Raw genomic sequence first — 25,273 nt, 5'->3', positions numbered from 1 at the left:
TGGCGGCCCGAGACGAAGTGTGGAAAGGTGGCCTTCCGACGAAAGGCACCGGGCGCACATGGCGATTCTCGCAGCCGTCTATCACCTGACCCACTATGTCTATGACCGGCCGGTCATTCTCGGGCCTCAAACGATCCGCCTGCGGCCGGCGCCGCATTCCCGCACCAAGGTGCTGAGCCATTCGCTGAAGGTCGGTCCTGCCGAGCATTTCGCCAATTTGCAGCAGGATCCCTACGGCAATTTCCTGGCGCGCTTCGTCTTTCCGGAGCCGGTGACGGAGCTTAAGATCGAGGTCGACCTCGTCGCCGACATGACGGTCTACAATCCGTTCGACTTTTTCGTCGAACCCTCGGCGGAGGCGGTTCCGTTCGACTATCCCGAGGACATTCGCGACGATCTGGCGATCTACCGCACGCCCGAGCCGGCCGGACCGTTGCTCACGGCCTTCATGAAAACGGTCGACCGTTCCGAGACGAATACGGTGAACTTCGTCGTCGCGCTCAATGCACGGATCCAGCGCGAGATCGGCTACATTGTGCGCCTGGAAACCGGCGTGCAGACGCCGGAAGAAACGCTCGCGCTGGCCAAGGGCTCATGCCGCGATTCAAGCTGGCTGCTTGTCCAGGTGCTCAGGAATCTCGGCATCGCCGCTCGCTTCGTCTCGGGCTATCTGATCCAGCTCAAGCCCGATCTGGTAGCGCTCGATGGTCCCGCCGGAGCGGCGCACGACTTCACCGACCTGCATGCCTGGTGCGAGGTCTATATTCCCGGCGCCGGCTGGATTGGGCTCGACCCGACCTCAGGGCTGCTCACCGGCGAAAGCCACGTGCCGCTCGCCGCAACGCCGCATTTCCGCAACGCCGCTCCCATTTCGGGCATGGCGAGCTTCGCCAATGTCGATTTCAAGTTCGATATGCACGTCGACCGCGTCGCCGAGCATCCGCGTATCACCAAACCGTTTTCCGACGCCTCCTGGCAGGCGCTCGACGCGCTCGGCGAAGGAGTCGACGCCGTGCTCAAGCAACAGGACGTCCGGCTCACCATGGGCGGCGAGCCGACTTTCGTCTCGATTGACGACTTTGAATCCGAGGAGTGGAACACCGCCGCTGTCGGGCCGACGAAGCGCGAGAAAGCGGACATGCTGATCCGCCGCCTGCGCGAAAAATTCGCGCCGGGCGGCTTTCTCCATTACGGGCAGGGCAAATGGTATCCCGGCGAATCCTTACCGCGCTGGACCTTTTCGCTGTTCTGGCGCGCCGACGGCGAGCCGGTTTGGAGCGATCCGTCGCTGATCGCCACCGAGAAGGCCGACGGCAAGACGACGCCGCAGCAGGCCGAAACGCTGCTCACCGCGATCGCCGGCGAACTCGGCGTCGATACCGGCATGGTCGCCGAGGCCTATGAGGATCCGGCCGAATGGCTGCTCAAGGAAGGCAAGCTGCCGGAAAACGTCGATCCGTCCGACTCGAAGCTGAACGATCCGGAGGAGCGCAGTCGCATGGCGCGCGTCTTCGAGCGCGGGCTGACGCAGCCCTCCGGCTATGTGCTGCCGGTGCAGCGCTGGAATGCCGAGGCCGCCGGCCACCGCTGGCGTTCGGAGAAATGGCAGACGCGGCGCGGCCGGCTTTTCCTGGTACCCGGCGACTCGCCTGTCGGCTATCGCCTGCCGCTCGGCACGCTGCCCTATGTGCCGCCGTCGCAGTTCCCATTCATTGTGCCGGTCGATCCGTCGGTTCCGCGCGGTCCGCTGCCGCCGCGCGAAGCCGCCCCGTCTCCCGCCGAAGCTGCCGGCGCCGACGAGATGGCGCGCCGCCAAGCGGCGGCGTCATTCACCGCTGTCACCGGCCAGCAGAACCGCGTCGAGCAGGAGCTTGGCGAAATCGGCGGCGCGGTGCGCACGGCAATCAGCGTCGAGCCGCGCGACGGCCGGCTCTGCGTATTCATGCCGCCCACGGAGGCGCTAGAGGATTACCTCGGTTTGATTGCGGCGGCCGAGAACGCGGCGAAGAAGACCGGCTTGCCGGTTCATATCGAAGGCTACGGCCCGCCTCACGATCCGCGCCTCAACGTCATCCGCGTTGCGCCCGATCCCGGGGTCATCGAGGTCAACATCCATCCGGCCTCGAGCTGGCGCGATTGCGTCGCGACGACCACCGCTATCTATGAGGAAGCGCGCCAGACCCGGCTTGGCGCGGAAAAATTCATGATCGACGGCCGACACACCGGCACAGGCGGCGGCAACCATGTCGTCGTCGGCGGCGCGACGCCCAATGACAGCCCGTTCCTGCGGCGGCCCGACCTCCTGAAAAGCCTGGTGCTCCACTGGCAGCGCCATCCGGCGCTGTCCTACCTGTTTTCCGGCCTGTTCATCGGCCCGACCAGCCAGGCGCCGCGCTTCGACGAGGCGCGCCATGACAGCCTCTACGAGCTGGAGATCGCACTGGCGCAGGTGCCGCGTCCCGACCAGAACAATCCGCCGCTGCCCTGGCTGGTCGACCGGCTGTTCCGCAATATCCTGACCGACGTCACCGGCAACACCCACCGCTCCGAAATCTGCATCGACAAGCTGTTTTCGCCCGATGGCCCGACCGGGCGTCTAGGGCTGGTCGAGTTCCGCGGCTTCGAAATGCCGCCCAATGCGCGCATGAACCTCGCCCAGCAATTGCTGGTCCGCGCCATCATCGCTCGCCTGTGGACAGCTCCGCTCGACGGCCGTTTCACCCGCTGGGGCACGGCGCTGCACGACCGCTTCATGCTGCCGCATTATGTCTGGGCCGATTTCCACGACGTGCTCGACGATCTCGCCCAGCACGGTTTTGCATTCCGTCCCGAATGGTTCGACGCGCAGCTCGAATTCCGCTTCCCCTTTTGCGGCGAGGTTCAGTACTCCGGCGTCAAGCTCGAGCTTCGGCAGGCGCTGGAGCCGTGGCATGTGATGGGCGAGCAAGGCGCGATCGGCGGGACGGTGCGCTTCGTCGATTCCTCCGTCGAGCGGCTGCAGGTCAAGACCGAAGGCCTCAATCCCGAGCGCCACGCCATCCTCTGCAACGGGCGCGTCGTGCCGATGAAGGCGACCGACAACCGCGAGATCGCGGTTGCCGGCGTGCGCTACAAGGCGTGGCAGCCGTCTTCCGGCATGCATCCGGCGCTGCCGGTCAACACGCCGCTCACCTTCGACATTTACGACCGCTGGTCCGGCCGCTCGGTCGGCGGCTGCATCTATCATGTCGCCCATCCCGGTGGGCGCAACTACGAGACTTTTCCGGTCAACGCCAACGAGGCCGAGGCGCGGCGGCTAGCCCGTTTCGAACCGCGCGGCCACACGCCGTCGGCGTTCGAGATCCGTCCCGAGGAACCGTCGGACGAGTTTCCGCTGACGCTTGACCTCAGGCGGTCGCCGAGATTGTGATTGGCGATGGTTGACGGGAATCAGACACGGCAACGCGCCAAAGCGCGATCCGGCATTTTGCTGGACGGCTATCGACCGGTCGCCGGCGTCGCCGACGAGATGGTCGATGAAGCCGGCAATCCGCGGCCCGTCTGGCGTGATTTCATCGCCGCGCTCGAGGATCTCGGCCCCGAGCAGCTTGCGCAGCGCTTTGCCCGTGCCGATCGTTATCTGCGCGATGCCGGCGTCTATTACCGCTTCTATGACAAGGTGGCTACGAAGGAGCGCGAATGGCCGCTCGCCCATATCCCGCTCCTCATCGGCGAGGACGAATGGGCCGGCATCAGCGCCGGGCTGATCCAGCGCGCCGACCTCCTGGAAGCCATCGTCGCCGATATCTACGGCGACAACCGGCTGGTCGCACAGGGCCTGCTGCCGCCCGGCCTCGTCGCATCGACCCCTGAATATCTGCGGCCAGTAGCCGGTGTGAAGCCGGCCGGCGGCCATTTCCTGCATATCTGCGCATTCGAGCTCGGGCGCGGCCCCGGCGGCCAGTGGTGGGTGCTGGGCGACCGGACCCAGGCGCCTTCGGGCGCCGGCTTCGCGCTGGAGAACCGGGTCGCCACGACGCGCGCCCTATCGGACATTTATGGCGACATGCATGTCCATCGCCTCGCCGGCTTCTTCCGCCGCTTCCGCGACGCGCTGATCGGAATGGTTGGCGACCGGGATGGCCGCGCCGCGATCCTCACGCCCGGACCGCTCAACGAGACCTATTTCGAGCACGCCTACATCGCCCGCTATCTCGGCATCATGCTTCTCGAAGGCGAGGACCTGACTGTCTCCGGCGGCCGGCTGATGGTGCGCACTGTGTCCGGGCTGAAGCCGGTCGGCGTGCTGTGGCGGCGTCTCGATGCGGCCTTCGCCGACCCGCTCGAACTCAACCCGGATTCGCGTATCGGCACGCCGGGCCTCACCGAGGCGGTGCGGAATGGCTCGGTGGCCATGGTCAACGCGCTCGGCTCGGGGATCGTCGAGACCCGCGCGCTCCTGGCATTTTTGCCGGGCATTTCCCAGGCGCTGCGCGGCGAGAACCTGCTTTTGCCGAACATCGCGACATGGTGGTGCGGCCAGGACGGGGAGCGCCGGCACGTCGTCGAAAATCTCGACCGCATGATGGTCGGCCCGGCCCTGTCTGCGCGGCTGGCTTTCGAGGACGACGACGCGACCATGCTTGGCGCCGCGCTCGGCCCGGAGGCAAGACAGCAACTGCTGGCCAAGCTGGCGGCGAATGGCGGCGATTTCGTCGGGCAGGAAGCGGTGACGCTGTCGACCACGCCGGTCTTTATCGACGGCCGGCTGGAGCCGCGCCCTGCCACTTTGCGCGTCCATCTGGCGCGCACGGCCGACGGCTGGGTGGTGATGCCCGGCGGCTTTGCCCGCGTCGGCGACACGCTGGACGCAAAGGCGATCGCCATGCAGCGCGGCGGCCAGGCCGCCGACGTCTGGGTGGTGAGCAGCAGGCCGGTCGAGCGCGACACGCTGCTGCCGGCCGAGCGCGACGGCTTCGTGCGCAGCGTCCCGGGCAGCCTGCCCAGCCGCGCCGCCGAAAACCTGACCTGGCTCGGCCGCTATATCGAACGCTCGGAAGATATGGTGCGGGTGCTGCGCGCCTATCACGTGCGGCTTGCCGAGACTTCCGATCCCGCCTTGCCGCTGCTTGCCGACATCCGCGACTATCTCGAACCGTTCGGCATCGATGTCGAGGCCGCCGTTCCGGCTGGGCTCATCGCCAATATCGACAGCGCCGTCTACAGCGCCGGGCAGGTCCGCGATCGCTTCTCGCCGGATGGCTGGCTGGCGTTGCGCGACCTGTCGAAGACCGTGCACCAATTCGCCGCGACTGTTGCTCCTGGCGACGATGCTACACGGGCGATGACGGTCCTGCTGCGCAAGCTCGCGGGATTTTCAGGGCTGCTGCACGAGAACATGTACCGCTTCACCGGCTGGCGGTTCCTCGAAATCGGCCGGCGGCTGGAGCGTGCCATCCAGATCGCCCGCACCCTCGCACGCCTGACCCCGGACGACGCGCCGGACGGATCGCTCGACATGATGCTGGAGATCGGCGACAGCGTCATGACCCACCGCCGCCAATACAATGCGCGCTCCGTCCGACGCACTGTCGTCGACTTGCTCGCGCTCGATCCGCTCAACCCGCGCTCGGTGCTGTTCCAGCTCGAAAGGCTTAAGGCCGAGATCGACCTGCTGCCGGGCAGGGGTGTTCCCGGGCATCTCTCGCCCGCCGCGAAGGAAATCCTCAGGCTGCACACGACGCTGGCGATCCGTGACCCGGCCGAGATGACGCCTGATGCGCTCGACACGCTGGCATGGGACATCGGCGGCCTCTACGAGACGTTGGCCAAGACGTATTTCGGGTGAACGGCATGCACTACGACATCCGCCTCACTCTCCATTACGATTATGACGGCTGGGCCGGCGGCGGCAGGCACCAGGTCCGCGTCATGCCGCAGACCATACCCGGCGTGCAGCGGGTCATTGCCGCCAGCCTGTCGTTTTCGCCCGAACCGGCGGAACGATCGGATTTCAGCGATTTCTTCGGTAATCATGCCGCCTCCATCGCCTACCGCGAGGCGCATGAGACGCTCGACGTCAAGATGAGCGCGCGCATCGCCGTTAAACGGCCGGAACCCGGCCTCGACGTCTCTCCGACCGTGCCGGCGCTCGGCGACGAGATCCGGCAGGTGCTGTCGCTCGCGCCGGACGCGCCGCATCATTTCCTCGCCTCCAGCGACCATGCCGGCATCGACCCTGCGATCACCGCCTATGCGGCGGAAAGCCTCGCATTGGGCTCCGTGCTTGGCGTCGCCGATCATCTCTGCCATCGCCTCCACGACGAATTCGCCTATGACAATGAGGCGACCACCGTAGCAACCCATGCAGCCGATGCGTTCAGGCTGAAGCGCGGCGTCTGCCAGGATTTCTCTCATGTATTGATTGCCGGCCTGCGCGGCATCGGCATTCCGGCCGGCTATGTCTCGGGTTTCCTGCGTACCATCCCGCCGGAGGGCAAGGAGCGGCTGGAGGGCGCCGACGCCATGCACGCCTGGGTAAAGGTCTGGTGCGGTCGCGAAATGGGCTGGCAGGAATTCGACCCCACCAACGCCATGCGCGCCGGCAACGACCACATCACCGTCGGCCACGGCCGCGACTATTCCGACGTCGCCCCGATCGTCGGGCGCCTGAAGATGACGGGAGGCCAGGTGGGGGAACAGTCGGTGGATGTCGTGCCGGTGGGGTGAGGGGAGGAACAGCGATATACGCTTTGCGTGTTCAGGAGAAAACGCGCTCCCAGTCCTGACCTCCTTGGAACAACCGGAGGATCTTACACGATCTTCTTCGACAGCAAATGCAATTGTTGCCCGCCGTTCAAAACCGATGATGCGCAATCCAGACCTGACGTCGTCGCGCCTATGGCCGCGTTCGGAAGCCAGATCGAAACCAAGGCACCATGCCTCCAGGCGCTCGATATAGGACATAGCGACGGCCGGGCTGGCTGCATCGGCAATCCAGTCATAGATTTTCAAAGGTCATCCCGCGCTTCCGGCGAAAAGGTGACCGTTCGGCGCTTCACGCCTTGTCCTTCAGCCGTGCCGCATGGCGTGCTCGTAGCTCGGCGAAAACAGCTTTCGCTTCGATGCCCCGCGAGGGATCGGCCTTCATCGCGTCGTAGGTGGGCGCCACCTCGTCGCGCAGCCAACGCTCAACCGCCGCATCGCGCTCCTGAAGGGCGCGCAGGCCGGCGCGCACCACTTCACTCGCCGAAGCATAATCACCTGCCGCAACCTTGGCGTCGATAAACGCCGCATGTTCGGCCGGTAGGCTGATGGTCCGTTTTTCGATCATGGACATCTCATGGTTCCTGTCACAGATCCAACATTGAGTATGAAATCTTCATACCACGAACGTGCGAGTTCGTCCAGAAATATGCGCCGCGCACCCCTGCACTCAGCCGTTCAGGAAATAGCCCCGCACATTACGGGTGACGCGACCGCCGCTTTTCGCTATCAGCAGGGGAACGGTTGCGGCAGAGGCCGCGCGCCCACACATAAGTAAGCCGACACCCAGGAACCACGCTATGCCGCCCTATCGCTCTCGCACCACCACCCATGGCCGCAACATGGCCGGCGCGCGCGGCCTGTGGCGCGCCACCGGCATGAAGGATTCGGACTTCGGCAAGCCGATCATCGCCGTGGTCAACTCCTTCACGCAGTTCGTGCCGGGCCATGTGCATCTGAAGGATCTCGGTCAGCTCGTCGCGCGCGAGATCGAGAAGGCCGGCGGCGTCGCCAAGGAATTCAACACCATCGCCGTCGATGACGGCATCGCCATGGGCCATGACGGCATGCTCTATTCGCTGCCGTCGCGCGAGATCATCGCTGACAGCGTCGAATACATGGTCAATGCGCATTGCGCCGACGCCATGGTCTGCATCTCCAATTGCGACAAGATCACGCCCGGCATGCTGATGGCCTCGCTGCGCCTCAACGTCCCGACCGTCTTCGTCTCCGGCGGCCCCATGGAAGCAGGCAAGGTGGTGCTCGCGGGCAAGGAGCAGGCGCTCGACCTCGTCGACGCCATGGTCGCGGCCGCCGACGACCGCGTCTCCGACGAGGACGTCAAGACCATCGAGCGTTCAGCCTGCCCGACCTGCGGCTCGTGCTCGGGCATGTTCACCGCCAATTCGATGAACTGCCTGACCGAGGCGCTCGGCCTGTCGCTGCCGGGCAACGGTTCGACGCTCGCCACCCACGCTGACCGCAAGCGGCTGTTCGTGGAGGCGGGACACCTCATCGTCGATCTCGCCCAGCGCTATTACGAGCAGGACGATGAGACGGCGCTGCCGCGCACCATCGCGTCGAAGGGCGCGTTCGAGAACGCCATGACGCTCGATATCGCCATGGGCGGCTCGACCAACACCGTTCTGCACATCCTCGCCGCGGCGCATGAGGGCGAGATCGATTTCGATCTCGAAGACATCGACCAGCTGTCGCGCCGCGTGCCCGTCCTGTGCAAGGTGGCGCCCGCCAAGGCCGACGTTCACATGGAAGACGTCCACCGCGCCGGCGGCATCATGGCGATCCTCGGCCAACTCGACGAAGCCGGACTCATCAACCGCGACCTGCCGACTGTGCACACGGCGACCATCGGCGACACGCTCGACCGTTGGGACATCTCGCGCACCAACAGCGAAAGCGTGCGCAAATTCTTCATGGCCGCGCCCGGCGGCGTGCCGACGCAGGTCGCCTTCAGCCAGGAGAGGCGCTGGGACGAGCTCGATCTCGACCGTGAAAAAGGCGCGATCCGCAATGTCGAGCACGCCTTCTCGAGGGATGGCGGGCTTGCGGTGCTCAGCGGCAATCTTGCGGTGGACGGCTGCATCGTGAAAACCGCCGGCGTCGACGAGAGCATCCTGAAGTTCGCGGGTCCGGCGCGCGTGTTCGAGAGCCAGGACGCGACGGTGAAGGCGATCCTGTCCGGCCATATCAAGGAAGGCGACGTGCTGGTCATCCGCTACGAGGGCCCGCGCGGCGGCCCCGGCATGCAGGAAATGCTCTATCCGACCAGCTATCTGAAGTCGAAAGGGCTGGGCAAGGCCTGCGCGCTGATCACCGACGGACGCTTTTCTGGCGGCACGTCCGGCCTGTCGATCGGGCATGTCTCGCCGGAAGCCGCCGAGGGCGGAACGATTGGCCTGGTGCGCGAAGGCGACCGGATAGAGATCGACATCCCGAACCGCACCATCCATCTCGCTGTCGACGAGGCGACGCTCGCTGCGCGCCGCGCCGAGCAGGAAATCGCCGGCTGGAAGCCAGTCGAGCAGCGCAAGCGCAAGGTGACGACGGCGCTGAAGGCCTATGCCGCTTTCGCCACCAGCGCCTCGCGCGGCGCGGTGCGCGACCTCGGCGAGGGCTGAGCCAAGCCTGCGCCACAAAGAACGGCGATCTGTCCCAAGGAGCATCGGTGCGCACGGTCTATGTGACCGACGGGCGGGACTCCCCGTGTCCCGCCCGAGTTCACGGAATGAAAGCATGACCGACGCCTCGGCGACAGCCAGCCGCATCCAGGCCGACAATACAGCCTACGCCGTCATTCTGGCGGTGAGCTTCTGCCATCTGCTCAACGATGTGATGCAGTCGCTGCTGGCGGCGATCTATCCGATGCTGAAGGCCGATTACGGCCTCGATTTCTGGCAGATCGGCGTGCTTACGATGACGTTCCAGGTCACCGCCTCGCTGCTGCAGCCGCTGATCGGCATGGTCACCGACAAAAGGCCGATGCCCTACTCGCTGCCGGTCGGCATGGGCTCGTCGATGGTCGGGCTGTTCATCTTGGCCTTCGCCTCCGACTATACCCTGCTGATCCTGGGTGCGGCCTTCATCGGCATAGGCTCGGCGATATTCCACCCCGAATCCTCGCGCGTGGCGCGGCTCGCCTCGGGCGGGCGCTACGGTCTGGCGCAGTCGCTATTCCAGGTCGGCGGCAATTTCGGCTCGGCGCTCGGGCCGCTTTTGGCGGCATTCATCGTCGTGCCGCGCGGGCAGGGCAGCGTGGCCTGGTTCTCGGCCGCGGCGATGCTCGGCATGATCATTCTCTGGCAGGTCGGCAAGTGGTACAGCCGCTACAGGGTACGCAGCGCCAAGCGTCCGGCCGCAGCCGTCACCGTGGCGCTGCCGCGGAAAAAAATCGTCATCGCACTGGTGGTGCTGGCGCTGCTGGTGTTCACCAAGAACATCTACATGGCAAGCCTGTCGAGCTACTTCACCTTCTTCGTCATCCACAAATTCGGCGTGACGGTGCAGCAATCGCAATTGATGCTGTTCATCTTCCTCGGCGCGGCGGCGGTCGGCACCGTGGCGGGAGGGCCGATCGGCGACCGCCTCGGACCGAAATTCGTGATCTGGTTCTCGATCCTAGGCGTATTGCCCTTCACGCTGGCGCTGCCCTACGCAAACCTCGAATGGACGATGGCGTTGACTGCCCTGATCGGCCTGATCCTGGCTTCAGCCTTTCCGGCCATCGTGGTGTTTGCGCAGGAACTGGTGCCGGGCAGGGTGGGCATGATCGCAGGCATCTTCTTCGGCTTCGCTTTCGGCATGGCGGGGATCGCCGCAGCCGTGCTCGGCGTAGTGGCCGACGCCAGGGGTATTGAATTCGTCTATCTGGTCTGCTCCTATTTGCCGCTGCTCGGATTGCTGACGATCTTCCTGCCGAGCCAGCGGGAAATGCGGACTTCGGCGGCCTGAAGCTTCGTCCGCGCAACCAAGTCGCAGCCGGCGCGTTCCGTTTTGCCGCGCAGCGGCGGCCGGGGGCGTTCCACGAATGACACTTGACCAGATATTATCGATCGGTGTCATCGCGGCAATGATGGCGGCATTCGTCTGGGGTCGGTTCCGCTACGACCTCGTCGCCGCCGGCTCGCTGCTTGCGGCGCTGGCGCTGGGCGTGGTTCCTTACGAAGAGGCGTTCAGCGGCTTCAGCAACGACATCGTCATCATCGTAGGCAGCGCGCTTCTGGTCAGCGCGGGCGTCGCCCGCTCGGGCATCATGGAATTCACCATCCAGCGCTATGCGCCGAACGTTTCGTCGGTCAGGGCGCAATTGGCCCTGCTGGTCATCGTCGTCACGGTGCTGTCGGCCTTCGTCAAGAATATCGGCGCGCTGGCGATCATGATCCCGATCGCCTTCCAGTTCGCGCGCCGCTCCGGCGCGTCGCCCTCGGTATTCCTGATGCCGATGGCATTCGGGTCGCTGCTAGGCGGCCTGATGACGCTGGTCGGCACATCACCGAACATCGTCGTCTCGCAGCTTCGCGACGATATCACCGGCGTGGCGTTCAGGATGTTCGACTTCATGCCGGTGGGCGCAGCACTTGCGGCCGTCGGCACGGTGTTTCTCGTATTGTTCTACCGCCTCGTGCCCCCAAGGCAGCGCGAAAGCACTTCCATGAACGAGGCGATCGACATCAAGAACTACATGGCCGAGGGCAAGGTCGTGGAAGGATCGGCAGTGCTCGGAAAAACCGTGGGCGAACTCTTGAAGATGTCCGACGGCAGCGCGATCGTCACCTCGATCGTGCGTTCGCGCGACGTTCGCGTCACGCCGCTGCCGGATGTCGTGTTGCGCGAGGGTGACATCCTGCTCATGGAAGGCGCGCCCGAGGCGCTCGACCGGCTGGTGGCGCAGGCCAAGCTCAGCCTGACCGACCAACGCAAGCCGGCGGCCAGCAAACAGGGCGCGGCCGAGGAAGTGGATTCCATCGAAGCGGTTATCGGCGAACACTCGATCCTGATCGGATGGTCGGCGCAGCGCCTCGCGCTCTATGACCGCTTCAACGTCAATCTCCTGGCCGTCAGCAGGAAGGGCGAAAGGCTGACGCAGCGGCTGGGCGCCATCACGCTGCGCCTGGGCGATGTCATCGTGCTTCAGGGCAACCGGCGGGCGCTGCCCGAGATATTGCGCGATCTCGGCCTGCTGCCGCTTGCCGAGCGGCCGATCATGCTGGGTACGGTGCGGCGCGGCGTCGTCCCGGTGCTCATCCTGGCCGGGGCCATGGGATCGACAGCGCTCGGGCTGCTCCCGGTTCAGATCGCCTTCTTCGCGGCGGCCGTGGCGATGATGCTGTTCAGGGTCATTCCCGTGCGCGAGATCTATTCGGCGGTCGACGGGCCGATCCTGGTGATGCTGGCCACGCTCATACCGGTCAGCGATTCGCTCAGAAGCACCGGCGCCACCGACGTCATCGCCGGCTGGCTGGCGAGCGTTGGCGCCACGCTGCCCGCCTATGGCGCGCTGGGGCTTATCCTGGTGGTCGCGATGGCGATCACGCCCTTCCTCAACAACGCCGCGACCGTGCTGGTGATGGCGCCGATCGCAGCGGGCTTCGCCGCCGGCCTCGACTATCGACCCGAGGCGTTCCTGATGGCGGTGGCGATCGGTGCGGGCTGCGATTTCCTGACGCCGATCGGCCACCAGTGCAACACGCTGGTGATGGGCCCCGGCGGCTACAAATTCAGCGACTATCCGCGGCTGGGACTGCCGCTGTCCTTCATCGTCGTTTTGGTCGCAGTGCCGATGCTGATGCTGGTCTGGCCGCTGAACTGAGCCGCTACAACATGGCCGATACTGCCTGGAAGAAAGCGACGCACTGCCGGTCTAGCGGGTCGTCGACGGGCTCGGGCTGCGACGACATCTTGACCATGACGACCTCGGTCGACGGATCGACATAAAGCCATTGGCCATGAATGCCGATGGCGAAGAAGGCGCCGCTGTCGAAGCCGGTTTGATACCATTTGTTGCGGTAGCGGCCGTTTTCCACCAGATGCGCGAAGTCGCCGGTCTTCCAGGCCGCCTCGCTGCCGACAGTCAGCGTGTCGCGAATCCAGCTTTCAGGCACGATCCGCCGGCCGTTCACTACCCCTCGGAGCCGCATCATTTCGCCGACGCGGGCGAGGTCGCGAGGCGAGACCGACACGCCACCCGCAGCCCGCGCCGTGCCTTCGCCATCCACCGTCACCGAGGCTGGGCGCTTAGCACCGAGCGGCAGCCACAGGCGCTCGCGCATCAGTTCGGCATAACGCCGGCCCGAGGCGCGTTCGAGAATGACGCCGAGCAGGTCGGAATTGGGCGAGCGATAGCGGAACGGTCCGCCATGCGGATGCAGGCCCTTCTGGATCGTCAGGATGAAGGGGAGCAGCGTCTCCTGGCCGCTGCCCGGATTCCACAGCATGGCGCGGCGATAGCGGCCAAAGGCGCTGTCGGGATCGAGATATGTCTCGTCGAAGTCGAGGCTCACGGTCATGTCGAGCAGATGCTGCACGGCGGCATCTCCATAGGCCGAGCCTTCGGCTTCCGGAATGTAGCGCGTGACCGGCGCTGCCGGATCGAGAAGCCCCTCCGCCTCGAGCGAACCTGCGAGAATGGCGGTCAGCGATTTGCTGATCGAAAAGACGATGTGGGCGGCGGCGTGGTCCATGTGCGGGGCGAAATAGTCACCGACGAATTCGCCGCGTTTCATTACAACGAATGCATCGGTATCCGACCGCTGAAGGAAATCCGCGACCGTTTCCTGCCGGCCTTCGATGGCGACCGGCTGTGCCAGCAGGGTTCCCGGATCGACGGCGGGAGACTCGACCGCGCAGTCGGCGCAGGCGATCCCGGCCGAAGGCACGAACTCGCCGGCATTCTGGAACGACCATTTGCTGTAGGGCGCAAACCGCCAGTTCGCGAGCGTCGCCTCGTTGCGGCGGAAGCCGTAGCGCTGTTCGAATTCCGTCTGGCTCGCCATCGGCCGGCTCCATGTGTTCAGGCGCAAAAAGACCCGGCGGTCGCCCGCCGGGTCGCATGCCAAAGAGCCTATTTCTGCACGTCGGTCCAGATTCGCGAGTAGAGGCTGACGACCTCGGGCGAACAGGACTCCAGAAACTCGCCGGCTTTCTCGAATTCGGCCGGGACGACGAGTTCGGGCGCGGTCTTCATGTCCTCGGGCATGAACTGCTCCGACCCCTTGATGCCGTTGGCATATTTGGCGAATGCCGAGATCATTGCGGCATTTTCCGGTTCCATGATGAAGTTCATGAACAGCTTGGCATTCTCGACATTCTTCGCGTCCTTCAGGATCGCTACGCTGTCCATGAAGATCGGGTATCCTTCCTTCGGATAGCCGAACTTGATGTCCGGGTTGGCAAGGCGGGAACGCATGATCGCGCCGTTCCAGTAGTAGACGGCAGAATAGTCGCCGGCAGGAAGCTTGTCCGTGACGCTGTAGTCCATTGCAAGCCATTTGGTCTTTGCCTCGACCAGCTTGTCGCGGACTTTCCTGAGCATCTCCTTGTCCTCGGTGCACCAGTCGCCGCCGAAATATTTGATCGTGGCGTAGAGCACGTCGTTCATTTCCGGCGCGACGTTGATCTTGCCCACGAGCTCGGCAGGCGGGTCGAGGAAGATCGCCGAGGTATTGATGTCGGCGCCATAGACCTTGGTGTTGACGCCAATGCCGGTCACGCCCCACTGCCATGGCACGGAGTAGTGGCGGCCCGGATCCCACGGCACGTCCACCCAGCGCGGATCGACGTTCTTGAAATTTTCCATCTGATCGGGGCGCGCTTCGAGAAGCAGCCCCTCCTTGACCCAGATCGGCACATAGTTCGCCGATGGGACGACGATGTCGAAGCCATGGCCGCCGGCGCGGACCTTGGCGAGCGCCGTGTCATTGGAATCGTAGTCGGTGATCGTCACCTTGACGTTGTGGGCTTCCTCGAACTTCTTGATCATTTCGGGGCTGGTGTAGTCGCCCCAATTGTAGATGTTGAGTTCCCCATCGGCATGCGCCGTGCCGGCGAAGGCGAGCAGCGCCGTCGCCGCCGTTGCGGTCATTAGCTTTTGTCTCATGGTTTTCTCCCTTGGTTCCCTTGAGCGAGTTACACCTTGCGGCGGTTGATGAAAAAGAATGCCGTGACGAGAAGAACCGAGAAGAGCAGGAACGCCACCGCGATCGCATTGATCTCCGGCGTGGTTTCACGGCGAAGCTGGCCGAGCATGTAGGTCGGCAAGGTATCTTGGCCGCCGGACTTTACGAACTCGGTGATCACCACGTCGTCCAGCGAGATGACGAAAGCCAGCATGAAGCCGGCGATGATGCCGGGCCTCAGCAGCGGCAGCGTGACGTGGCGAAACGCCTGCCATTTGGTGGCGTAGAGATCGGCGGCCGCCGTCTCGAGCGACAGATCCATATTTTCCAGCCGGGCGCGGATTGGCAGATAGGCGAAGGGAATGCAGAAGGCCGAGTGGGCGGCGATGAGGTAGCCGAGGCCCGAATAGCCGGTCCACACCTTGATCCGCGAGAAGACGATCAGCAGGGCGACCGCCGTCACGATCTCCGGGACCATCAGCGGCTGGTTTATAAATGCGTATTTGAAGGTGAGGCCCGGATAGGGTTTTGTGCGGGTGGTGGCGATGGCGGCCATGGTGGCGGCAATCGTCGCAATCAGAGCGGCGAACATGGCGATGACAGCCGACCGCAGCGCTGCCTCCTGCACGCGCTCATTGCCGGCGGCTTCGTAGAACCAGCGTAACGATACGCCCTCCCAGACTGCCATCGAACTGCCCGCGTTGAAGGCGTACATGACGAGAGCCGCGATCGGCAGATAGAGCATGAAAAAGGTGAAAAGCGCGACGAAGCTGAAGGCCGGCTGACTGCGCAGATCGAAGGTTCGGCGGCTAGCCATGTTGCGCTCCCGAGCGCGCTGCGTTGCGCACATAGACTAGCAGCGCCACCATCACCATGGCCATCAGGGTGATCGAGATGGCGGCGCCGAGCGGCCAATTGCGGCCGGCGCCGAACTGCAGTTCGATCAAATTGCCAAGCATCATGCTCTTGCCACCGCCAAGGACGCGCGGAATGACGTAAGCGCCGAGCGACGGGATGAACACCAGGATGGAACCGGCAACGATGCCGGGCCGCACCAGAGGGATAATGATGCGCCACAGCACCCGCAGTCGCGTCGCGTAGAGGTCATAGCCGGCTTCGACGAGGCGGAAGTCCAGCTTCTCCATGCTGGCATAGAGCGGCAGCACCATCAGCGGCAGGTAGACGTAGACCATGCCGAAGAGGATCGCGGCGTCGGTGTACATGAGCTGAATCGGCTGGTCGATCAGCCCCAGCCGGATCATCACCGTGTTCAGAATGCCTTCGTTGCGGATCACTTCCTGCATGGCAAACGTGCGTATCAGCAGGTTCGTCCAGAACGGGATGGTGACAAGGAATACCCAGACCTCACGCGTATGCGGCGGGCGCGTGGCGATGAAGTAGGCGGTGGGAAAACCCAGCGCCAGCGTCACAATGGTGGTGATCAGCGACAGCTTGACCGAGCGCCAGAAGATCGACAGGTGCGCATCGGCGAGCCCGATCGTATCGTCGAAGATGTCGCGCTGGAAGAGGACGGAGAACCAGCCGTCGAGCGAGAACTCGCCAAACCGGACGTCGCCGTAGTCGCCTTTCGCCATGAATGAGTAGGCGAGCATCACGAAGAGCGGCCCGATGGCGGCGAAGAAGATGATCAGCAGCGCCGGCGCCGAAAGCAGCCAGCGCGAGCGGACATCGTCGCGCTCCGCCTGTCTGACGATCTCGGCGGCGCTGGTCATCGTCAGTCCTTCAGAACCTGCGCGGCATCCGCCGCGATCTGCACGCCGACGCGCTCGCCGACTTCAAAGCCGCAGGACTGGCTGCGCATGTTCTGCTGGCGCACCGTGAAATTGCCGCCGCTGTCCAGCTTGATGTGTATATGCGTGTCTGTGCCGAGATAAACGACATTCTCCACCGATCCCGGCAATTGTCCTCCCGTTCTCACCGCCGTGGCATGCTCCGGTCTGACGGCGACGGTCGCTTCGGCCTTCGGCTGGTAACCCTCCGCGACGGTGGCGGAGATCTCCGCTCCCGACAGCAGCTTCACTCTCGCAATGCCGCTTTCAATGGCGCCGACGGAAGCCGGCAAAAAATTGCTGTCGCCGATGAAGTCGGCGACGAAACGCTCCGCCGGGCGGTCGTAGATGTCCCAGGGCGAGCCGACCTGCAGGATCCTGCCCGACGACATGACCGCGATGCGGTCCGACATGGTCAGGGCCTCCTCCTGGTCATGCGTCACGAAGATGAAGGTGATGCCTGTCTCGTTCTGCAGCCGCTTCAACTCGATCTGCATCTCCTTGCGCAGCTTATAGTCCAGCGCCGACAGCGGCTCGTCGAGCAGCAGCACCTTGGGCTGCGGTGCGAGCGCTCGCGCCAGCGCGACGCGTTGCTGCTGGCCGCCCGAAATCTGGCTGGTGCGGCGGTCCTTCAGCGCCTCCATCTTGACCAGCTTGAGCATGGCCGAAACCCGCGCCTCGACCTCGGCCTTCGGCTTACCGAGCATTTCCAGGCCGAAACCTATATTCTGGCTGACCGTCATATGCGGGAACAGTGCGTAACTCTGGAATACCGTGTTGACCGGCCGCTTGAAGGGCGGCAGCGGCGCGATGTCCTGGCCGTAGAGCAGTATCTCGCCTTCGGTTGGATAGTCGAAGCCGGCGATCAGCCTGAGCAGCGTGGTCTTGCCGCATCCGGACGGCCCGAGCAGGGTGAAGAACTCATTTTCCCGGATCCCTACCGAGACATTGTCCAGCGCAGCCACTTGCGCTTCGCTGGTTCCAAACAGCTTGCTGACGCTGCGAACTTCAATCGCATTCCTACCCGGTGCTGCCGGCACAAAACGCCCCGCTCAATGTCCATCCCGGCTCTTTGCGGCCGGGCGGTGTTCCCGCTCAATTGTCATCACATGCCGGCATGCTTGGCAACCGGCCCTTCTGAACCGCGATTCAACGCATCCCCTATCGTCATGCAATCGCCGTGCCATCACTGCTGCCAGGTGATCCTTCCGCCGCAGATCGTCGTCGCCACGCGGATCGCGTGCAGCGCCTCGGGCGCAGTCGCTTCAATGTCCCCGGAAAGCACTGCGATATCAGCTAGATAGCCGGGCTTCAGCATGCCCTTGCGGTGTTCCATGAAGCCGGCATAGGCGCCTTCCACCGTGTAGCTGGCCAGCGCCTCTTGCAGCGAAAAGTGCTGGTCCGGCATGCCTTCTGCCCAAGGCTTGCGCAGCACTGCCGCCTGGATGCCGGCGATCGGGTCGATCGGCGAAACCGGCCAGTCGGAGGCGAAGACGACATGCGCGCCGGCGTCCTTCAGCGTGCGCCAGGCATAGCTCAGCGGCCAGCGCTTGCGGCCGATGCGCGAAATCGTCGGTTCGAGCGGCAAGCCCATGGCGCCTGGCGGATGCGGAGGCTGCATCGAGCAGGTGACGCCGAGTTCGGCGAAGCGCGGCACGTCGGCCTCGGTCGTGACCTCGATATGCTCTATGCGATGGCGGCTGTCGCGCCTGCCGTTCTTCTTCTGCGCCGCCTCATAGCCGTCGAGCACGGCCCGCACCGCACCGTCGCCGATGGCATGCACGGCGATCTGCAGGCCTCGACGGTCGGCTTCGACGGCGACTTCGGCGAACTCTTCCGGCGAAAACAGTGGCTCGCCACGCCAGTCCGGCCGGTCAGCATAGGGCTCGATCATCACCGCCGTCCAGGAGTCCAGCACGCCGTCGTAGAACACCTTGACCATGCCGGATGACAGCCACTCGCTGTCGTAACGCTCGGCCATGGCCGACGCCTTGCCGAGCATGTCGAGCGTCATGAAGTTCTTGTAGTGGAACGGAATCTTCACGCGGCAGGCCAGGCCGCCCTCCGCCTCGATCTCCGACAGCAGCTCAAGCTGGTAGAGGTTGCCGTCCATGTTCTGGATGGAGGTGATGCCGTGCCTGGCGCACCAGGCAAGGCCGCGCCGCAAAATGTCGCGGTCGGCGGCGCGCTCCTCGGGTGTCGGGGCAGGATCGGGTTCGCCGCCGGTCGACAGGCCGAGCCGTGCGCGCTCCTCGCCGGCCAGCGCCACGACCGGCCCGAAAGCCTCGCCTTCGCGCAACTCCCCCTCGGCAAGACCGTCTTCGCCCATGACGATCTCGTTGCCGGGACCGAGCGTCCTGCCGTGCAATATGCCGGCCATTTCGAGCGCCTTGGTATTGGCCCACATCGTGTGATGGTCGGGCGCGCCCATGACGAAGGGGCGGTCGGGCAGGATGCGGTCGAGATGATGGCGGGTGACGCGCTCGCTTCCCAGCACCGTATAGTCGATGCCCTGGCCGACCAGCATTTTCCTGTTCGGGTTTGAAGCCGCGTAGCCGCGGATGGCGCCTTGCAGCGCATCGAACCCGGCAATGCCGGCAAGCTGCAGATGCGCAAGCTCGGCCGCGCCGGAGAAAAGATGCATATGCGCTTCGATGAAGCCCGGGATGACAGAGCCGCCGCCGGCGTCGATCATCTTCGTGTCCGGGCCTCGCGTTTCCAGAACCGAGCGTTTGTCGCCCATCGACAGGATCAGGCCGTCCTTGACGGCGACAGCCTCGGCTGCCGGGTTTTCGCTGTCCATCGTAAGGACGCGCGCATTGGTGACAATCAGGTCTGCGAAGGTCATGAAGGCTCCGTTGTCAGGAGGCTAGCACCGCCTGGTATCCAAACGCCAGACCAGCCGGAAGATCGGTCTTGGCCCAAGAGCGGCGCTTGTGAAGTGCCAGCGCCTGCGGCTAGGTTCGCGGCGAACAGCCAAAGGGAAATCCATGAAGACTGTATTTTCGCCGCTGCATGCCGGCCATGGCGGACAGATGGAACTGGTGGCAGGGGCGATCGTTCCCGGGTTCGAAAAGCCGTCCCGCGCCGAGATCGTCAGGGCCCGCGTCGAATCCGAGGCGCTCGGCCCCATACTTGCGCCCGAGACGCACGATCTCACCGCTGCGATGCGCGTCCACCGGCAGGATTATCTCGACTTCCTGCCGACCGTCTGGCCGCTCTGGGAGGCGTCCGGCAAATCCGGCTCGGCGATCCCGTTCACCTGGCCGACGCGCGGCCTGCGCGGCGACGTCAGGCCGAAAACCATAGACGCGCTGCTCGGCTTCTACTCATTCGACGGCGGCGCGAGCTTCGTGAAGGGCACATGGGAGGCGATCAAATCGTCCTACGACGTGGCGATGACCGCAGCCGGTATCGTCAAGGCAGGTGAGCGCTCGGCTTTCGCGCTCTGCCGCCCGCCGGGCCACCATGCCGGGGCGGGGTTCATGGGCGGCTACTGCTACATCAACAATGCGGCTGTGACGGCGCAGTGGTTTCGCGACCGGGGCGCGGCGCGCGTCTCGATCCTCGATGTCGATTATCACCACGGCAACGGCACGCAGGAGATTTTCTATCAGCGCGGCGACGTGCAGGTGCTCAACCTGCACGGGGACCCGATGACCGAGTACCCGTTCTTCCTCGGCCATGCCGACGAGCGCGGCGCGGGCGATGGCGAGGGCTTGAACCACAATTATCCGATGCCCTTCGGCACGGGCTGGGAAAGCTGGAGTGCGGCGCTGGAGGATGCCTGCGGCAAGCTCCAGGACTACTCCCCGGATATCGTGGTGGTGTCGCTCGGCGTTGACACGTTCGAGAAGGACCCGATCAGCCAGTTCAAGCTGACGAGCGCGGACTACCCGAAGATCGGCAGGAGGATCGCGGCGCTCGGCCTGCCGACGCTCTTCGTCATGGAGGGCGGCTACGCGGTCGACGAGATCGGCATCAACGCCGTCGGCGTGCTCACCGGCTTCGAGGGCGGCTGAGTGCCTTGAACGAGCCGGTCGATAAAACATTCATCCAGCGGCAGGCAGCCACCATCGGCATGCAGTTGTGGCAGGTCCCGGCCGATGCCGCTCCTGTTTCGCAGCCGTTGGAGGGTGGCGAGCATGTGGATCTGGTGGTCGTCGGAGCCGGCATCATGGGGCTCTCGACCGCGCTGCAAGCGGCACGCCGTGGCCTTTCGGTCCGTGTCATCGAAGCGCAGGAAATCGGGCGGGGCGCGTCCGGTCTCAATGGCGGGCAGGTCATTCCTGGCCTGAAATACGATCCGGATTGGCTGATCGAGCATTTCGGCGAGCAGCGCGGCAAGCGCCTCATCGCCTTTGCGGCAGGCACCGCCGACAGTGTCTTCGACCTGATCAGGACCGAGCGCCTGAACGTCTCGCATGCGCGAAACGGCTGGATACAGGCGGCGCATACCGACACGGCGCTGCGGGCCGCCGAGAAGCGGGCGCAGCAATGGAGCGCACGCGGCGTCAACGCCTCGATCCTGAGCCCGGGCGAAATTGCCGCCAAGACCGGCGCGCTCGGCTATATCGGCGGCTGGTTCGACCGGCGCGCCGGCGTCATTGACCCGCTCGCCTACACGCTGGAATTGGGCCGGATCGCCGCCGAGGCTGGTGCGCGGATCGCCGTCAACGAGCGCGTGACGCGGCTTACCCGCCACGCCGGCGCCTGGCGCGTCGAGACGGCCGGCGGCAGATCGCTCGTGGCCAAGACAGTCGTCGCGGCGGCCAATGCCTATTCGGACGGGCTCATCCCCGGACTGGCGCGCACCATCGTGCCTCTGCACTCGTTCCAGATCGCCACCGCGCCACTGCCTCCTTCGATCGCCTCAAGCATCCTGCCCGGCGGCCAGGCCGTATCGGATTCGCGGCGTATCCTCATCTACTTTCGCAAGAGCCCGGACGGCCGGCTGATGCTGGGCGGCCGCGGCCGCATGAGCCTGCCGCGCAGCGCCGCCGACTGGGCGCATCTCGAACGCGCCATGACGCGGCTCTTTCCGGCGCTGGAGGGCGTCGCGATCGAACGGCGCTGGTTCGGCCGCGTTGCGATCACGCCCGACCACCTGCCGCATCTGCATGAGCCGCAGGACGGGCTGATCGCCGCCGTCGGCTGCCAGGGGCGAGGCGTCGGCTTGATGACATCGCTCGGCGCCCGCATCGCGGAATACGCCGCGACGCGCGACCCGGCGGCGCTGCCCTTTCCGGTCTCGCCGATCCGTCCAATCCCGTTTCACCGGTTCCGCCGCGTCGGCGTTGCCGCCGCCATCGCCTGGTATCGCGCGCTCGACGCATTGGAGCGCTGAGACCGAGGCCTTTTTCCTAAACCATGCGGCGGATATAAGCCAACGGATCGCTGCACGCCCGGCCATACTGCCGACCCGAGAAACCAACCCGGAGTACCAATCATGAGCAACCATCTGAAATTCTACATCGACGGCGAATGGGTTTCTCCGGTCGCCCCGGCGACGCTGGACGTCATCGATCCGTCGACCGAGGAAGCCTACACCGCGATTTCCGTCGGATCTAAAGCCGATGTCGACAAGGCGGTCGCTGCGGCCAAGGCCGCCTTCACCACCTTCTCGCTGACCACGAAGGCCGAAAGGCTGAAGCTCCTGAACCGCATTCTCGAAGTCTATAACGAGCGCTTCGAGGATATCGCGCAGGCGGTCAGCCAGGAAAACGGTTCGCCCATCACCTGGGCGCGCGAGGCGCAGGCCTGGGCCGGCCGCGCGCATCTGGAATCGACGATCAAGGCGTTCGAAGACTACGAGTTCACTGAAAAGCGCGGCACGACCATGGTTGTGAAGGAGCCGATCGGCGTCTGCGCACTGATCACGCCGTGGAACTGGCCGCTCAACCAAATCGTCTGCAAGGTCGCCCCGGCCATCGCCGCCGGCTGCACAGTGGTGCTGAAGCCTTCCGAGATCGCGCCGATCAGCGGCATCGTGTTCTCGGAGGTGATGGATGCGGCCGGCACACCGAAGGGCGTCTACAACATGATCAACGGCACCGGTCCGGATGTCGGGCAGGTCATGGCTGGCCATCCCGATGTCGACATGGTGTCGTTCACCGGCTCGACCCGGGCAGGCATCATCGTCGCCAAGACCGCCGCCGATACGGTCAAGCGCGTGGCGCAGGAACTCGGCGGCAAGTCGCCCAACATCGTCCTGCCCGACGCGGATTTCGCCCGTGCCGTCCGCAAGGGCGTCAATGCCTGCTTCGGCAATAGCGGCCAGTCCTGCGATGCGCCGACCCGCATGCTCGTCCCGGCGGATCGCCACGACGAAGCGCTGGCGGTGGCGAAGGAAGCCGCCGAAGCCCACAATGTCGGCGATCCGCGTTCAACCGAAACAAGGCTCGGGCCTGTGGTCAGCCAGCTTCAATACGACAAGATCCAGCGGCTGATCGAAAGCGGCATTTCGGAAGGTGCGACATTGGTCACCGGCGGACCCGGCCATCCCGAAAACCTCAACCGCGGCTATTATGTGCGGCCGACGGTTTTCGGTCACGTCACGCCCGAAATGACCATCGCGCGCGAGGAAATCTTCGGGCCGGTGCTTTCGATCATGTCCTACAAGGACGAGGACGATGCGGTGAAAATCGCCAACGACACCGTCTACGGCCTCGCGGCCTATGTGCAGTCGAAAAACCTGGAGAATGCGCGGAACGTCGCAATGCGGCTGAGGGCCGGCCAGGTCAGCATCAACTACCCGGAGTGGGACACCTTCGCCCCCTTCGGAGGCTACAAGCAGTCCGGCAACGGCCGCGAATATGCCGACTGGGCGATCCACGATTTTCTCGAGATCAAGGGGATCGTGGGGTACGGGGAGTAGATTCTCCCGTACCGCAATTTGCCCCTCACCCTTACCCTCTCCCCATGATCCTTCGACAAGCTCAGGACGGGGAAAGGGGGGCGCCAGCGTTGTCGCCACTCTCCTCTCCCCGTTCTTGCGGGGAGAGGATGCCGGCAGGCAGGTGAGGGGCGGTGCTGAGGGCGGCCAGAAAAGCGCCGCACCCCCTCAAATATGCAGCGCATGCCCCAGCGCCTTGAGCGCCGCTTCCTGGAAACCCTCGCCCAGCGTTGGGTGGGCGTGGATCGTGCCGGCGATATCCTCCAGCCGCGCGCCCATTTCGATCGCCAGGCCGAAGGCGGTCGACAGCTCGGAAACGCCGTGGCCGACCGCCTGGATGCCGAGCACGACATGATTGTCGGCGCGGGCGACGACCCGGACGAAGCCTTCCTCGCCTAGCTTGGTCATGGCGCGGCCATTGGCCGAAAACGGAAACTGCCCGACCTTGATCTCGGCGCCCGTCTTCCTCGCCTCGTCGGGCAAAAGGCCGGCGGTCACCACTTCCGGGTCGGTGAAGCAGATCGCCGGGATGCAGCGCTTATCCCAGTTCCGTTTGTGGCCGGCGATGATCTCGGCCACCATTTCGCCCTGTGCCATGGCCCGATGCGCCAGCATCGGCTCGCCGGCCACGTCGCCGATCGCATAGACGCCGCGCATCGAGGTGCGGCACTGGTCGTCGATATGGATGGATCTGCCGTTGCGGTCGAGGACGAGTTCTTCGAGCCCCCAGCCTTCGGTCGCCGGCTTGCGCCCGACCGTCACCAGCACTTTGTCGGCTGCCAGCCGTTTCTCCGCGCCATCGCCGGTTTCGACCAGCAGCGCGTCGCCCTTTGTCGACATGCCCTTGGCCTTGGCCCCGGTCAGCACCTCGACACCGAGTTCGGAAAGCCGTTTGGCGACCGGCCGGGTCAGCTCGGCGTCGTATTGCGGCAGGATGCGCGGCTCGGCCTCGACGACGCTCACCTGCGAACCAAGCTTGGCGAAGGCCGTGCCTAGTTCCAGCCCGATATAGCCGCCGCCGACCACGACCAGCTTTTCCGGCAATTTGCTCAGCGCCAGCGCTTCCGTCGATGAAATCACCGGTCCGCCGAAGGGCAGGGAAGGCAGCTCTACCGAAACCGAGCCGGTGGCGATCACTACTGTCTCGGCGCGGATCACCTGGATTCCGGTCTCGGTCTCGACCTCCACCGTCTTGCCGTCCCGGAATCTCGCCCAGCCATGGACGGTTTTCACCTTGGCCTTCTTCAGCAGGCTAGAGACCCCGCCGGTCAGCCGGCCGACTATGCCGTCCTTCCAGGCGACAGTCTTCGCAAGGTCGAGTTTGGGCGTCGACAGCGAGATGCCGAGCGGGCCCTTGCCGCCTGCCATGTGGACAATCTTTTCAAATTCCTCAGCGGCGTGGATCAGCGCCTTGGAAGGGATGCAGCCGACGGTCAGGCAGGTGCCGCCCGGCTTCTTCGCCTCGACGATGACGGTATCCACGCCAAGCTGCCCGGCGCGGATAGCGCAGACATAGCCGCCCGGACCCGCGCCGACGACCAGAAGCTTGCAGGAGATTTCTTTCATCACCTTGTTTCTCCCCGCAAGTTTGGGTGCTCTACGTTGCCCCCCTCTGTCCTGCCGGACATCTCCCCCACAAGGGGGGAGATCGGCCGGCCGTCATGTCGGTTTCTATTCTGCAGTCTTGGCGATCGGAGAAGGCGAGGGTTACA

Annotated in this window: 17 protein-coding genes; 9 read left to right on the top strand and 8 right to left on the bottom strand. The window is 64.8% G+C overall.

The annotated features are described in order from the left end of the window. Window positions 1-58: 58 nt before the first annotated feature. From MAXJ12_RS17140 to MAXJ12_RS17130, 3 genes are read left to right on the top strand one after another with little or no spacing between them, the layout of a single operon-like run. Window positions 59-3,409: a transglutaminase family protein gene (locus MAXJ12_RS17140; RefSeq protein WP_008837192.1), complete on the top strand. Its 3,351-nt coding sequence runs from the start codon at window positions 59-61 to the stop codon at window positions 3,407-3,409. A gap of 6 nt (window positions 3,410-3,415) precedes the next feature. Next, complete coding sequence (locus tag MAXJ12_RS17135) at window positions 3,416-5,827, top strand: circularly permuted type 2 ATP-grasp protein (protein WP_040586607.1); 2,412 nt, start codon at window positions 3,416-3,418, stop codon at window positions 5,825-5,827. Between the two features lie 5 nt (window positions 5,828-5,832). Further along, window positions 5,833-6,708, top strand: coding sequence for a transglutaminase family protein (locus MAXJ12_RS17130; RefSeq protein ID WP_040586605.1), 876 nt, complete (start codon window positions 5,833-5,835; stop codon window positions 6,706-6,708). 328 nt (window positions 6,709-7,036) lie between these two features. Here MAXJ12_RS17130 and MAXJ12_RS17125 read toward each other — a convergent pair whose 3' ends face one another. Then, window positions 7,037-7,318, bottom strand: coding sequence for a type II toxin-antitoxin system ParD family antitoxin (locus tag MAXJ12_RS17125; RefSeq protein WP_008837188.1), 282 nt, complete (start codon window positions 7,316-7,318; stop codon window positions 7,037-7,039). A gap of 226 nt (window positions 7,319-7,544) precedes the next feature. On the opposite strand from MAXJ12_RS17125, the gene ilvD reads away from it, so the two are divergent. The 3 genes from ilvD to MAXJ12_RS17110 all read left to right on the top strand — a co-directional run bounded on the left by ilvD (window position 7,545) and on the right by MAXJ12_RS17110 (window position 12,571). Next, the gene (gene ilvD, locus MAXJ12_RS17120) at window positions 7,545-9,383 is read left to right on the top strand and encodes a dihydroxy-acid dehydratase (RefSeq protein ID WP_008837187.1); all 1,839 of its coding nucleotides are present in this window, start codon (window positions 7,545-7,547) and stop codon (window positions 9,381-9,383) included. A 115-nt stretch (window positions 9,384-9,498) separates the two neighbouring features. Further along, a complete protein-coding gene (locus MAXJ12_RS17115; protein ID WP_008837186.1) occupies window positions 9,499-10,713 on the top strand; it encodes an MFS transporter in 1,215 nt (404 codons plus the stop codon). Window positions 10,714-10,789: 76 nt separating this feature from the next. Next, entirely contained in the window at window positions 10,790-12,571 is a 1,782-nt protein-coding gene (locus MAXJ12_RS17110; protein ID WP_008837185.1) for an SLC13 family permease, read from the top strand. Between the two features lie 4 nt (window positions 12,572-12,575). On the opposite strand, the gene MAXJ12_RS17105 is transcribed toward MAXJ12_RS17110, so the two are convergent. The 6 genes from MAXJ12_RS17105 to MAXJ12_RS17080 form a co-directional block, all read right to left on the bottom strand. Further along, complete coding sequence (locus MAXJ12_RS17105; protein ID WP_008837184.1) at window positions 12,576-13,754, bottom strand: serine hydrolase domain-containing protein; 1,179 nt, start codon at window positions 13,752-13,754, stop codon at window positions 12,576-12,578. Between the two features lie 68 nt (window positions 13,755-13,822). Beyond that, on the bottom strand, window positions 13,823-14,857 hold the full coding sequence (locus MAXJ12_RS17100; protein ID WP_040586590.1) for an ABC transporter substrate-binding protein: 1,035 nt from the start codon (window positions 14,855-14,857) through the stop codon (window positions 13,823-13,825). A 29-nt stretch (window positions 14,858-14,886) separates the two neighbouring features. Next, complete coding sequence (locus tag MAXJ12_RS17095; protein ID WP_008837182.1) at window positions 14,887-15,693, bottom strand: ABC transporter permease; 807 nt, start codon at window positions 15,691-15,693, stop codon at window positions 14,887-14,889. After that, complete coding sequence (locus MAXJ12_RS17090) at window positions 15,686-16,609, bottom strand: ABC transporter permease (protein ID WP_008837181.1); 924 nt, start codon at window positions 16,607-16,609, stop codon at window positions 15,686-15,688. The genes MAXJ12_RS17095 and MAXJ12_RS17090 overlap by 8 nt, the downstream gene beginning before the upstream one ends. Window positions 16,610-16,611: 2 nt before the next feature. Further along, entirely contained in the window at window positions 16,612-17,706 is a 1,095-nt protein-coding gene (locus tag MAXJ12_RS17085; protein ID WP_040586588.1) for an ABC transporter ATP-binding protein, read from the bottom strand. 146 nt (window positions 17,707-17,852) lie between these two features. After that, a complete protein-coding gene (locus tag MAXJ12_RS17080) occupies window positions 17,853-19,514 on the bottom strand; it encodes an amidohydrolase (RefSeq protein ID WP_008837179.1) in 1,662 nt (553 codons plus the stop codon). Window positions 19,515-19,656: 142 nt separating this feature from the next. Here MAXJ12_RS17080 and MAXJ12_RS17075 point away from each other — a divergent pair, with 142 nt between their 5' ends. The 3 genes from MAXJ12_RS17075 (at window position 19,657) to MAXJ12_RS17065 (ending at window position 23,543) form a co-directional block, all read left to right on the top strand. Then, on the top strand, window positions 19,657-20,688 hold the full coding sequence (locus tag MAXJ12_RS17075; protein WP_008837178.1) for a histone deacetylase family protein: 1,032 nt from the start codon (window positions 19,657-19,659) through the stop codon (window positions 20,686-20,688). Window positions 20,689-20,747: 59 nt separating this feature from the next. Further along, on the top strand, window positions 20,748-22,013 hold the full coding sequence (locus MAXJ12_RS17070) for an FAD-dependent oxidoreductase (protein WP_040586603.1): 1,266 nt from the start codon (window positions 20,748-20,750) through the stop codon (window positions 22,011-22,013). Between the two features lie 102 nt (window positions 22,014-22,115). Then, window positions 22,116-23,543 carry an aldehyde dehydrogenase family protein gene (locus tag MAXJ12_RS17065; protein ID WP_008837176.1) on the top strand — a complete coding sequence of 476 codons (1,428 nt, stop codon included), beginning with the start codon at window positions 22,116-22,118 and terminating at the stop codon, window positions 23,541-23,543. A 186-nt stretch (window positions 23,544-23,729) separates the two neighbouring features. On the opposite strand, the gene lpdA is transcribed toward MAXJ12_RS17065, so the two are convergent. Then, entirely contained in the window at window positions 23,730-25,127 is a 1,398-nt protein-coding gene (lpdA, locus tag MAXJ12_RS17060; RefSeq protein WP_008837175.1) for a dihydrolipoyl dehydrogenase, read from the bottom strand. Window positions 25,128-25,273: the final 146 nt, after the last annotated feature.

The sequence above is a fragment of the Mesorhizobium alhagi CCNWXJ12-2 genome (genome assembly GCF_000236565.1).
GTDB classification, from domain to species: domain Bacteria; phylum Pseudomonadota; class Alphaproteobacteria; order Rhizobiales; family Rhizobiaceae; genus Allomesorhizobium; species Allomesorhizobium alhagi.
This window is presented reverse-complemented; position numbering and strand designations above follow the sequence as displayed.